The 11,811-nt window shown below is 74.1% G+C and carries 9 protein-coding genes, 2 pseudogenes and 1 riboswitch; of the genes and pseudogenes, 7 read left to right on the top strand and 4 right to left on the bottom strand.

Annotated elements, in window-relative coordinates; all coding sequences use genetic code 11:
- The 4 genes and pseudogenes from A2U95_RS24225 to A2U95_RS24210 form a co-directional block, all read left to right on the top strand.
- A pseudogene (locus A2U95_RS24225) lies at window positions 1–677 on the top strand (hypothetical protein); the annotation flags it as partial.
- Window positions 678–923: 246 nt separating this feature from the next.
- Complete coding sequence (locus A2U95_RS24220) at window positions 924–2,297, top strand: Cys-Gln thioester bond-forming surface protein (RefSeq protein ID WP_166026742.1); 1,374 nt, start codon at window positions 924–926, stop codon at window positions 2,295–2,297.
- Between the two features lie 448 nt (window positions 2,298–2,745).
- Window positions 2,746–3,057, top strand: coding sequence for a hypothetical protein (locus A2U95_RS24215; protein ID WP_166026740.1), 312 nt, complete (start codon window positions 2,746–2,748; stop codon window positions 3,055–3,057).
- An 8-nt stretch (window positions 3,058–3,065) separates the two neighbouring features.
- Window positions 3,066–4,250: a glutathionylspermidine synthase family protein gene (locus A2U95_RS24210; RefSeq protein ID WP_166026738.1), complete on the top strand. Its 1,185-nt coding sequence runs from the start codon at window positions 3,066–3,068 to the stop codon at window positions 4,248–4,250.
- Between the two features lie 58 nt (window positions 4,251–4,308).
- On the opposite strand, the gene A2U95_RS24205 is transcribed toward A2U95_RS24210, so the two are convergent.
- Together A2U95_RS24205 and A2U95_RS24200 are read right to left on the bottom strand one after the other, a co-directional pair.
- Window positions 4,309–5,751, bottom strand: a complete 1,443-nt coding sequence (locus tag A2U95_RS24205; RefSeq protein WP_166026736.1) for a glycine hydroxymethyltransferase — start codon at window positions 5,749–5,751, stop codon at window positions 4,309–4,311.
- Between the two features lie 25 nt (window positions 5,752–5,776).
- A riboswitch (ZMP/ZTP riboswitch) is annotated at window positions 5,777–5,865 on the bottom strand.
- Window positions 5,866–5,965: 100 nt separating this feature from the next.
- Window positions 5,966–7,273: an SDR family oxidoreductase gene (locus tag A2U95_RS24200; protein ID WP_206283049.1), complete on the bottom strand. Its 1,308-nt coding sequence runs from the start codon at window positions 7,271–7,273 to the stop codon at window positions 5,966–5,968.
- A 133-nt stretch (window positions 7,274–7,406) separates the two neighbouring features.
- Between A2U95_RS24200 and trpS the strand changes: the two genes are divergently transcribed.
- Window positions 7,407–8,420 carry a tryptophan--tRNA ligase gene (trpS, locus tag A2U95_RS24195; RefSeq protein ID WP_166026732.1) on the top strand — a complete coding sequence of 338 codons (1,014 nt, stop codon included), beginning with the start codon at window positions 7,407–7,409 and terminating at the stop codon, window positions 8,418–8,420.
- A gap of 189 nt (window positions 8,421–8,609) precedes the next feature.
- Entirely contained in the window at window positions 8,610–9,182 is a 573-nt protein-coding gene (locus A2U95_RS24190; protein ID WP_166026730.1) for a 2'-5' RNA ligase family protein, read from the top strand.
- A 111-nt stretch (window positions 9,183–9,293) separates the two neighbouring features.
- Here A2U95_RS24190 and A2U95_RS24185 read toward each other — a convergent pair whose 3' ends face one another.
- Window positions 9,294–10,055, bottom strand: coding sequence for a decaprenylphospho-beta-D-erythro-pentofuranosid-2-ulose 2-reductase (locus A2U95_RS24185; RefSeq protein WP_166026728.1), 762 nt, complete (start codon window positions 10,053–10,055; stop codon window positions 9,294–9,296).
- A gap of 23 nt (window positions 10,056–10,078) precedes the next feature.
- The gene (locus A2U95_RS24180) at window positions 10,079–11,476 is read right to left on the bottom strand and encodes a decaprenylphosphoryl-beta-D-ribose oxidase (RefSeq protein ID WP_166026726.1); all 1,398 of its coding nucleotides are present in this window, start codon (window positions 11,474–11,476) and stop codon (window positions 10,079–10,081) included.
- A gap of 140 nt (window positions 11,477–11,616) precedes the next feature.
- Between A2U95_RS24180 and A2U95_RS24175 the strand changes: the two are divergent.
- Window positions 11,617–11,811: pseudogene (locus A2U95_RS24175) on the top strand (hypothetical protein); the annotation flags it as partial.

Here is an 11,811-nt window from a genome sequence, read left to right as displayed (position 1 = left end):
GCCGGCGGCGGTTGCTGCGGGTGGCCGTCCCGGTGCTGGTCGCGGGCGCGCTGGCCGGGGCGGCCGTCGGCTGGCGGCTGGTCGGCGACGACGGCCCTCCGGCCGGGGCCGCGCCCGCCACCACGCCCGCCGCGGAACCGGGAACCACCGACGACCCGGCGACCGGACCCGGCCCGGCCGGGACCCCCGGGGAGTCGCCGTCCCAGGACGGGACCGCGGTGCCCGACGGCTACCGGCTGGCGGAGGACCCGGCCGGCTTCACCCTCGCGGTGCCCGAGGACTGGACGCGCGAGGAACGGGACAACGGCGTCTTCTACACGCCGGGGGACGACAGTTCCCTCATCCAGGTCTTCGAGGTGACCGAGCCGGGGATCACTCCGCTGGAGTCGCTGGAGGCCGCCTCCGAGCACCTGGAATCGCAGCCGGGCTACGAGGAGATCTCCCTCTCCGGGACCGGTCCGCCGGAAGGCGCCTCGGACGCCGTCGGCGCGGACGCCGCGGAGCTGGTCTACGCGTACGACAGCGAGGAACTCGGCTTCCGCAAACAGGTCGTGGACTGCGTCTTCACGGCGGACGACGGGACGATGTACGCCGTGCTGGTCGCCGGCCCGGCCGACGAGTGGCCGGTGCAGGAGGAGCAACTCGCCGTCGCGCTCGACCACTTCGCCGTCTCCTGACTCCGTGCCGGCCGCGGGCGCGACATGGGCGACACGCGCAACTCGCGTCGTCGGTGAAGCTTTTCCGTCCCTTGGGAACCACGGGTTCCGGTGTGTGATTATCATGTGGCACCCGGTCGCGTTCGCGACCGTTCACAAGCACCCCCTGGTTCTTGGGGAGTTGCAGATTTCGCGGGCTGGTGTGCGGGTTCCGTCGGTCTGTTGCCCTGATGCGACGTGACGCCGCCATGCCCGGAGGGGAAACGTATGTTCCGTATAGGGAGACGTGCCACCACGCGGCTGTCCGCCGCGATCCTCGTCGCCGGCCTGAGCGTCGGCGGCTCCCTGGCCACGGCCGGCGTCGCCGCCGCCGACGACCACAACCCGGCCGGTGGCACGCTGGCCACGCTCAGGGCCGAGATGTCGCACACCGGTGGCGCCACGATCAACGGCGAGTCGGTCAAGGCCGGTCTGTTCACGATGGACATCGCCGGCGGCGGCACCCTGCAGAGCTACTGCATCGACGCCCACACGCCGACGGTCAGCGGGGCCACGTACCAGGAGAAGTCCTGGGCCGAGTCCTCGCTGGCGAACAACCCGGACGCCGGCAAGATCCACTGGATCCTGAAGAACGCCTTCCCGCAGGTCGACGAGGCCGCGCTGGCCAAGGCCGCGGGCATCACCGGCGAGTTCACCAAGAACGACGCCGCCGTCGGCACCCAGGTCGCCATCTGGCGCTACTCCGACCACGTCCGGGCGGAGGCCAAGGACGCCGAGGCGGAGCAGCTCGCCGACTACCTGGAGAAGGCCGCCCAGTCCGTCGAGGAGCCCGGCGGTTCGCTGTCGCTGAGCGCCCCCGCCGTGGCCGGCAACGCCGGCGAGAAGCTCGGCCCGGTCACCGTCACCACCAACGCGGGCACCGCGTCCGTCAAGGTCGCCGGCGAGGGCGTCAAGGTCGTCGACGCCTCGGGCAACCCGGTCACCGGCGTGGCCAACGGCAGCGAGCTGTACGTGGACGTCGCGGAGGGCACCCCGGCCGGCACCGCCGAGGTCACCGTCGAGGGCTCCGTCGAGCTGTCGGTCGGCCGCGCCTTCACCGGCGTCGGCGTCAAGACCCAGACCCAGATCCTCGCGGGCTCCACCCAGGGCAAGGTCGCCTCCTCCTTCACCGCCACGTGGAGCGAGAAGGAGACCACCGGCGCGGTGCTCGCGGCCGAGGCCGTGAACAACTGCGCCAAGGGCGGCGTCGACGTCAAGGTCACCAACAGCGGTGACGAGGCGGGCGAGGTCACCATCGGCGGCGAGAAGCACACCGTCGAGGCCGGCAAGGACGTCACCGTCACCGTCCCGGTGAAGGAGGACGCCGAGTACAGCATCGCGGTCACCGGTCCGAACGGTCTCGACCAGACCTTCACCGGCATCCTCGACTGCCAGACCGCCTCCGAGGGCGGCTCCGGGGCCCCGAAGCCCTCGACCGCGCCGAGCCCGGCCGGTGACCAGGGCGACAAGGCCGACGACGGCACCAACCTGGCCGAGACCGGCAGCAACAGCGCCACCCCGGTGATCGCCGGTGTCGCGATCGCCCTCGTGGTCGTCGGCGGCGTCACCATGCTGGTCCTGCGCAAGCGCAAGTCCGCCTGACCCTCCGGTCCGGTGATGACCCGGCGCGGCCGGGGTGAGCGCGGGCACTGACCAGCGGGCGCTCACGCGGCAGGCGCGAAGGGGCGGTTCCCCGGCACGGGGAGCCGCCCCTTTCCCGTGCGCGACGGGGGGCGGGGCCGGGGCGCGGGACCGGACGTCCGGCGGGCCCGGCCGGCCTGAACGGGTGTTCGATCTTGCTCCGGTGGGTAGGGGCCCCGTGGGCGGTGAACCTGACACCACCGCCCAGCGGGCCCCACGGGGCGCCCCCTCCACGGGAGCGGCGGCGCCCGTGGGGCCCTTGTCGCGGGACCGACGTTGCTCTCGTGCTCCGGTATCCCTAGGCTGCCGGGCGTAACAGACGCCGCACACCCGTGCGGAGGGAACCGAACAAGAACCTCCGGGTGTCTTGGCGTCCGCACCACTCGCACCGAACCCGGGGGGAACCACCATGGCACAGAAGCAGCGTCGACGGCTGCGCTCCAGCACCGTCGTGCTGGGCGGAATGGGCGTCGTGGCCGCCACGCTGACGTCCTGCAGCTCCGAACCGGACCGGCGCTGCGTCGACATGGACAGCTACGAGTACGCCAACGGCTACCGGATCGTGGCCGACTCCACCTGCTCCTCGTACGGGACGGCCACCAACGCCGGCTGGTACTACGACGCCGAGGTCGACGACGGCTGGGCCGAGGACGGCACCTTCAGCCGTGAGGAGGCCGTCGACCGCAACGGCTTCGGCTGCAGCGGCAGCGGCGGAGGCTGACCGACACAGTGGAACGCCGCACCACCGAGCCCCGCCCCGACTGGCAGCGGACCGTCGAGGCGCAGGGGCTGATCTACCCGCTCACCCGCCACCCCGACGGCGTCCTGCGCCCCTACTGGGACGAGAGCGCCTACTACGTCCTCTCGCTCCCCGAGGTCGAGGCGCTGGAGGAGGTCGTCGAGGAGCTGCACGGGATGTGCCTGGAGGCGGCCGGGTTCATCGTCCGGGAGAACCGGTTCGCCGACCTCGGCATCACCGACCGGCGGGTGGCCGGCGCGATCGCCGAGTCCTGGCGCCGCCGTGACGAGGTCCCCTCCCTCTACGGCCGCTTCGACCTGCGCCACGACGGCACCGGCCCGGCCAAGCTGCTGGAGTACAACGCCGACACCCCGACCTCCCTGGTGGAGGCCGCCAGCCCGCAGTGGTTCTGGATGGAGGAGCGCTTCCCCGGCGCCGACCAGTGGAACTCCCTGCACGAGCGGCTGGTGGACGCCTGGCGCAGGCAGGCCCACCTGCTGCCGCCCGGCTCCCCGCTCTACTTCGCCCACACGGCGGGCGACGAGCTGGGCGAGGACCTGATGACGGTCGCCTACCTCATGGAGACCGCCGAGCAGGCCGGGCTGACCACCGAGTGGATCTCCATGGAGGACATCGGCTGGGACCGGATGAGCCGGCGCTTCGTGGACAAGAAGCTCCGCTTCATCCGCAGCTGCTTCAAGCTCTACCCGTGGGAGTGGCTGACCACCGACCGCTTCGGCCCGCAGGTGATGAGGACCCTCGACCTGGGCGGCGGCACGGGATCCACCCTGTGGATCGAGCCGATGTGGAAGATGCTGCTCAGCAACAAGGCGCTGCTGGCGGTCCTCTGGGAGCTGTACCCCGGCCACCCCAACCTGCTGCCCGCGTACGTGGACGGCCCGCGCGAGATGGCCTCGACCACGGGGTACGTCGCCAAGCCGCTGCTCGGACGCGAGGGGGCCGGCGTCACGCTGCACGAGGCCGGGTCCGGGGCGCCGGTGCGCGAGGAGCCCTGCTGCTACCAGGAGCTGGCGCCGCTGCCGTCGTTCGACGGGAACCGGGTGGTGCTGGGCGCCTGGGTCGTCGACGGCGAGGCCGCGGGACTGGGCATCCGCGAGAGCGCGGGACCGGTGACGGACACGTACGCGCGGTTCCTGCCGCACGTCATCCTCTGACCTCCGCAGCCCTCCCGCGGACCGCCCGCGACGGCGGGCGGTCCGCGGGACGCGGGCGTCAGCCCAGGTCGACCGTCGGGTACAGCGGGAAGCCGGCGACCAGCTCGGTGGCGCGGCGGGAGACCTCGTCGGAGACCTTCGCGTCGAGGACGTGCTGCGCCTTGGACGGCGCGCCCTTGGCGGTGGTGCCGGGGACGGCCTCGGTGAGCACGCGGTCGATCAGCGCCGCGATCTCGTCCATCTCCGCCGTGCCGAGGCCGCGGGTGGTCAGGGCCGGCGTGCCGATCCGGATGCCGGAGGTGTACCAGGCGCCGTTCGGGTCGGCGGGGATCGCGTTGCGGTTGGTGACGATGCCGGAGTCCAGCAGCGCCTGCTCCGCCTGGCGGCCGGTGAGGCCGTAGGAGGAGGCCACGTCGATCAGGTTGAGGTGGTTGTCGGTGCCGCCGGTGACCAGCGTGGCGCCGCGCCGCATCAGGCCCTCGGCCAGCGCCTTCGCGTTGTCCACGATGCGCTGGGCGTAGTCCTGGAAGTCGGGCCGGCGCGCCTCGGCGAGGGCGACCGCCTTGGCGGCCATCACGTGCGGCAGCGGGCCGCCGAGGACCATCGGGCAGCCGCGGTCGACCTGGTCCTTCAGCGAGTCGTCGCACAGCACCATGCCGCCGCGCGGGCCGCGCAGCGACTTGTGGGTGGTGGTGGTGACGATCTGCGCGTGCGGCACCGGGTCGAAGTCGCCGGTGAGCACCTTGCCGGCCACCAGGCCCGCGAAGTGCGCCATGTCGACCATCAGGGTCGCGCCGACCTCGTCGGCGATCTCCCGCATGATCCGGAAGTTCACCAGACGGGGGTAGGCGGAGTAACCGGCCACGATGATCAGCGGCTTGAACTCGCGGGCGGTGGCCCGCAGCGCCTCGTAGTCGACGAGACCGGTCGCCGGGTCGGTGCCGTAGGACCGCTGGTCGAACATCTTGCCGGAGATGTTGGGGCGGAAGCCGTGGGTGAGGTGGCCGCCGGCGTCCAGCGACATGCCGAGCATGCGCTGGTTGCCGAAGGCGGCGCGCAGCTCGGCCCAGTCGGCGTCGGAGAGCTCGTTGACCTGGCGGACGCCGGCCTTCGCCAGGGCCGGGACCTCGACGCGGTCGGCCAGCACCGACCAGAAGGCGACCAGGTTGGCGTCGATGCCGGAGTGCGGCTGGACGTAGGCGTGGCGGGCGCCGAAGAGTTCGCGCGCGTGCTCGGCGGCGAGGGACTCGACGGTGTCGACGTTGCGGCAGCCGGCGTAGAAGCGGCGGCCGACGGTGCCCTCGGCGTACTTGTCGCTGAACCAGTTGCCCATCGCGAGCAGCGTCGCGGGGGAGGCGTAGTTCTCGGAGGCGATCAGCTTCAGCATCTCGCGCTGGTCGGCGAGTTCCTGGCCGATCGCGTCGGCGACGCGGGGCTCCACGGCGCGGACGACGTCCAGGGCGGCGCGGTACGCGGCGGACTCGGGGGAAAGGTCGGGCATGGCGGCCTCCGGCGGAGTGCGGTCACGGTGTGGCCCAGGCGCACGGCACGTGTTCTCTCCGGGCCGCTTCCCGATGGTCCGTCCCATCCCAGCGCGCCAGTCACGGCCCGCCCACACCCTACCGGCCCGCGGCCTCCCCCCGCCGGACGGACCACCCTGCGGACGGCCGGATCGCCCAAGGGCGACGGCCCGCGCGGCGCGAGCCGTCGCGCGCCTAGGCGAGGATCCGTCCGTCCCGCGGGGCGGGCTCCGCACCGCCGGGGGCACCGGTGCGGGGCCGCGCGGCCCCCGCGCCCGTGCGGACCGGGTAGCTGAGGGCGGCGCGGAGGTAGGCGGCGTCGAGCGCGGGCGGGGCCGCGACGCCGTCGCGGGCCTCCAGCCGGTCCAGCCCGGTGCGCTCGTAGGAGCGGCGGTGGTAGCCGTAGCGGAGTCCGCCCGGGTTCAGCTCCACCAGGTGCCGTTCCAGGTCGTTGGCGGGCGACCACTCCTCCACGAGCTCCACGCGCGCCCAGGGCGCCTGTGCGGCGATGGCGTCGATCCACTTCCGCACGGGGGTGTCCACGGGATGCACGACGTGCCGCGTCACCGTTCCCGGGCCGCCGTCCTCACCGGCCAGCCGCACGACGGCGTCGGCCGCGTAGGCGACCGGGGCGAGGTTGACCAGCCCGTCCTCGCGGCCCGGCAGGCGGAGCCGGACGCGCCCCTGCGCGTCGGGCACCGCGGCGAAGCGCTCGACGGCGTGCCGCGGCCCCAGGGCGGCCAGCCGGCTCAGGGCCCACCGCAGCGCGGAATGCGGTGACCGCGGCCCGCGGCCGGACGGCGGCCGGTCCGTCAGCAGCGTGCCGGGGCGCAGCACCAGTGCCCGGCGGCCGTCCCGCGCCCAGGACCGGACCAGGAGCTCGGCCCGGTACTTGGACTCCTCGTAGGGGGTGACGAACCCGTAGGAGTCGTCCAGGTCCTCCTCGCCCACCACGCCGTCACGGCGGTCACCGGCGACGAAGGCGGTGCTGATGTGCACGAACCGCCGCTCGGCGCCGCCGGCGGACGCCAGTTCCAGCATGTGGCGGGTGCCGTCGACGTTGGCGCGGACGACGCCCCGCAGCGGAGCCCGCAGGTCCGTGGCGGCGGCGCAGTGCCACACCTCCGTGACCTCACCGGCCAGCCGCCGCAGCTCCGGGGGGTCGATGCCCAGACCGGGCCGCTCCAGGTCCGCCCGCACCACGCGCAGCCGGCCCGTGTCCAGGGCCGCGACCGCCGGCCGGGCGTCCGCGAACTCCAGGGCGCGTTCCAGACGGCGCACGGCCTGCTGCGGCGCGTCCCGGACCAGTGCGACCACGGAGTGGCCCTGGGCGAGCAGCCGGGGCAGCAGGTGGCAGCCCAGGAATCCGGTTCCCCCCGACAGTGCGATGGTCTTTCCGGAGATGACGCACTCCTTCGCCGGAGCGCGAGCACCTGGGGCCGGCGCGCTCCTCCGCTCGAGACGATCCGGCAGGCGGCAGCCGCCGGGTACGACTGACACCATGGCAGGGTTCCGGCCGGACGGCCCGGTGGCGCACGCGCCGCGTCACCCGTATGCCCGGGCGGCCGCCGAGGGGCGCGGCCGGCCTCGCGCACCCGTTCCCCGGGGGCCGGGGGGACCTGAGAGAATGAGAGGCATGGCCTCTGATCGTCCTCGCGTGCTCTCCGGCATCCAGCCGACCTCCGGCTCGTTCCACCTCGGCAACTACCTCGGCGCCGTCCGCCAGTGGGTGGACATGCAGAAGTCCCACGACGCCTTCTACATGGTCGTCGACCTGCACGCCATCACGGTGCCGCAGGACCCGGAGGAGCTCCGCCGCAACACCCGGCTCTCCGTCGCCCAGCTGCTCGCGGCCGGCCTGGACCCGGAGCACTGCACCCTCTTCGTGCAGAGCCACGTCCCGGAGCACGCCCAGCTCGGCTGGGTGATGAACTGCATCACCGGCTTCGGCGAGGCCTCCCGGATGACGCAGTTCAAGGACAAGTCCGCCAAGCAGGGCAGCGACCGCACCACGGTCGGCCTGTTCACCTACCCGATGCTGATGGTCGCGGACATCCTGCTCTACCAGGCCGACCAGGTCCCCGTCGGCGAGGACCAGCGCCAGCACCTGGAGCTGACCCGCGACCTGGCCGAGCGGTTCAACACCCAGTACGGCCAGACCTTCACCGTCCCCAGCGCGTACATCCTCAAGGAGACGGCGAAGATCTACGACCTGCAGGACCCGTCCGCCAAGATGAGCAAGTCGACGGCGAACCCCAAGGGCCTGATCAACCTCATGGACGACCCGAAGGTCACCGCGAAGAAGGTGAAGAGCGCGGTCACCGACACGGAGACCGTGATCCGCTTCGACCGCGAGAACAAGCCGGGCGTCTCCAACCTCCTCACCATCCTCTCCACGCTCACCGGCAAGGACGTGCCGGCGCTGGAGGCGGAGTACGAGGGCAGGATGTACGGCGCCCTGAAGACGGACCTGGCCGAGATCATGGTCGACTTCGTGACGCCCTTCCGCGACCGGACGCTGGAATACCTGGACGACCCGGAGACGCTGGACCAGATCCTCGCCAAGGGCGCGGAGAAGGCGCGCGCCGTCGCGGCGGAGACGCTGGCGGTGACGTACCGGAGGATGGGCCTGGTCCCGGCCAAGCACTGACCGGAAGGGGTCCGGCGCGTCCGGCGCGGCGGGGCAGGGCGCCCCGCCGTCCCGAGCGCCCCTCGCGCCACCGGTGATGCGGGCGCGATCCTCCCGGTTCGGCGGTGCGCCGCCGTACAGTCGATGGCGGGTGACAGCACCCGTCCGGCACAGCACGGGCGTGACGAAGACGACACGACAGGAGACGACGTGGGGACCGTAACGATCGGCGTGTCGATCTCGGTCCCGGAGCCGCACGGCCGCCTGCTCCAGCAGCGGCGCGCGGGCTTCGGCGACGCCGCGGCGTTCGGCATTCCCACGCACGTCACCTTGCTCCCGCCGACCGAGGTGGACGCCTCCGCGCTGCCCAGGATCGAGGCGCACCTGGCCGAGGTGGCCGCGGAGGGCCGGCCCTTCCCGATGCGGCTGGCGGGGACCGGGACGTTCCGCCCGCTGTCGCCCGTGGTGTACGTGCGGGTGGTGTCCGGCGCGGAGGAGTGCGCCGAGCTGCAGGCCCGGATCCGGGACGAGGCGGGGCCGGTGGCGCGGGAGCTGCAGTTCCCGTACCACCCGCACGTGACCGTCGCGCACGGCATCGCCGAGGAGGCGATGGACCGCGCCTTCGAGGAGCTGGCCGGCTACACGGCGGAGTGGCCCTGCACGGGCTTCGCGCTGTACGAGCAGGGCGCCGACGGCGTCTGGCGCCGGCTCCGCGACTTCCCCTTCGGGGGCGCGCTGGTGCCCTCCCAGGCCGCCGTGGAGAGGCGCCCCACCCTCCACTGACCGCGCCCTCCACCGGTTCCCGCCCTTCACCGGCTCCGCACCGGCGCGCGGCCCCCCTCCGCGGCGCGGCCCCCCTCCGCGGCGCGTGCCCCCTCCGCGGCGGGCGTCCCGCTACAGCGGGAGGCGGCGGAAGAGGGGGCGGGGGAGGTGGCGGAGGACGGCCATGGCGGGGCGCAGGGCCCCGGGGACCCACACGGTGGAGGCCCGGTGCCGCAGCCCGGACTCCACGGCCGCCGCGACCGCGCCCGGCGTGGTCGCCAGCGGCGCCTCCCGCAGCCCCGCCGTCATCCGGCTGCGGACGAACCCGGGCCGCACCACCATCACGTGCACCCCCGTCCCGCGCAGCGCCTCGCCCAGGCCCTGCGCGAAGGCGTCCAGGCCGGCCTTGCTGGAGCCGTAGATGAAGTTGCCGCGCCGGGCGCGCTCGGCGGCCACCGAGGAGAGCACCACCAGCGAGCCGTGGCCCTGCCCGCGCAGCGCGGAGGCCGCCACCAGCCCGGCGGAGACGGCGCCGGTGTAGTTGGTCTGGGCGACCCGCACCGCCCCGGCCGGCTCCCGCTCGTCGCGCGCCTGGTCGCCGAGGACCCCGAAGGCCAGCAGCACCAGGTCGACGTCGCCCTCCGCGAAGACCTTGCCCAGCACCTCCTCGTGCGAGCCGGTGTCCAGCGCGTCGAACTCCACGGTCCGCACGTCGGCCCCGGGCCGCAGGGCGCGCAGCGAGGCGGCGGCGGAGTCCAGGGCGGGGGAGGGGCGGCCCGCCAGCCACACCGCGCGGGCGCGGCGGACGAGCATCCGGCGGGCCACCGCCAGCCCGATCTCCGAGGCGCCGCCGAGCACCAGCACCGACTGGGGTGCGCCGAACGCGTCCTTCACGTGAGCTCCTGAGGGTTGTGGGGTCAGAGACCGAGCCGGCGGGACAGGTCCGAGGTGAACACCCCGCGCGGGTCGAGCGCGGCGCGCAGCGCGCGGAACTCCTCCAGGCGCGGGTACATGGCGGGCAGCAGTTCGGGCCGCAGCCGGGAGTCCTTGGCGAGGTAGACCCGCCCGCCGGCGGCGGCGACCTCCTCGTCCAGCTCGTCCAGGAGGCCGTCGAGACCGGGCAGCCCGGCCGGGAGGTCCAGGGCGAGCGTCCAGCCCGCGGTGGGGAACGACAGCCAGCCCGGGTCGCCGTCGCCGAACCGCTTGAGCACCGCCAGGAAGGACGGGCAGCGCCGTCCGGAGATCCGGCGCACGATCCGCCGCAGCGCCTCCTCCTCGCCGTACCCGACGACGAACTGGTACTGCACGAAGCCGGACCGGCCGTAGACCCGGTTCCAGTGCGGCACGCCGTCCAGCGGGTGGAAGAAGGCGTGCAGGCGCTGGAGCTCGCCGGTGCGGAGCCGGGGCGCCCTGCGGTACCAGAGCTCGTTGAAGATCCCCACGGTGGTGGGGCCCAGCAGGCCGTCGGGGAGGAAGGAGGGGGCGGCGGGCAGCCGGGAGGGGCGGAACTCCAGCGGGTCGCGGCGGGCGCGCCGGGAGCGCGGGAGGGCGGCCCGCGGGGCGTGGTCGCCCCGGGTGAGGACCGCGCGGCCGGTGGCCGCGCCGCGCGCCAGCAGGTCGATCCAGGCCACCGAGTAGCGGTGGCGGTGGTCGGTGGCGGTGAGCCGGGCCATCAGGTCGTCGAGGTCGCGGGCCCGCTCGGTGTCCACCGTCATCCAGGACGTCTCCACCGGCTGGAGCCGCAGCGAGGCGGTGAGCACCACCCCGGTGAGGCCCATGCCGCCGCAGGTCGCCTCGAAGAGCGGGTCGCCGGGGGCCACCGTGCGGATCGTGCCGTCGGCGGTGAGCAGCTCCAGCGACAGCACGTGGCGGGAGAAGGAGCCGCAGACGTGGTGGTTCTTGCCGTGGATGTCGGCGCCGATCGCCCCGCCGACCGTGACGTACCGGGTGCCGGGGGTGACCGGGACGAACCAGCCGAGCGGCAGCAGCACCTGCATCAGCCGGTGCAGCGAGACGCCCGCGTCGCACAGCACCACGCCCCCGGCGGCGTCCACCGCGTGGATCCGGTCCAGCGCGGTCATGTCCAGCACGGCGCCGCCCGCGTTCTGCGCCGCGTCGCCGTAGGCCCGGCCCAGCCCCCGCGGGATGCCGCCGCGGGCCCCGCAGCCCCGCACGGCGGCGACGGCCTCGTCGTAGCTGCGGGGGCGGACCAGCCGGGCGACGGTGGGCGCGGTGCGGCCCCACCCGGAGACCGGGACGGCGGGCGCGTCGGCCGGTGCTGCGAGGTCCGGCGGGGGCGACTGAGTGGGCGGCATGGGCGCGACGGTAGCGGCGGGACGTCCGTTGCGCGGCGAGCGCTCCGGATATGGCGCGTTTCTCGCCGGAACGGGTGATTGGTAGGTTTTTGGCGCATATTGCACGGGTTCGGGGCGTGCTCCGGTGAACAGTGGGCCGCATGCACGGTGTCTCCTTCCTCGCCCTCTCCCCGCCCGCCCTCCGCCCGCCCCGCGTGGTCCGCGCGGTCCGGCGGCTCGACGCCCGGCTGCTGACCGCCCTGCACGCGCGCGGCGACGACCCCCGCGCCGCGGCCGCGGCCCGTGCCCTCTCCCGCGCCGGGGAGCACGGCGCGCTCTGGCTGGCCGCGGGCCTC

This window comes from Streptomyces chilikensis (assembly GCF_001642695.1).
GTDB classification, from domain to species: Bacteria; Actinomycetota; Actinomycetes; order Streptomycetales; family Streptomycetaceae; genus Streptomyces; species Streptomyces chilikensis.
This window is presented reverse-complemented; position numbering and strand designations above follow the sequence as displayed.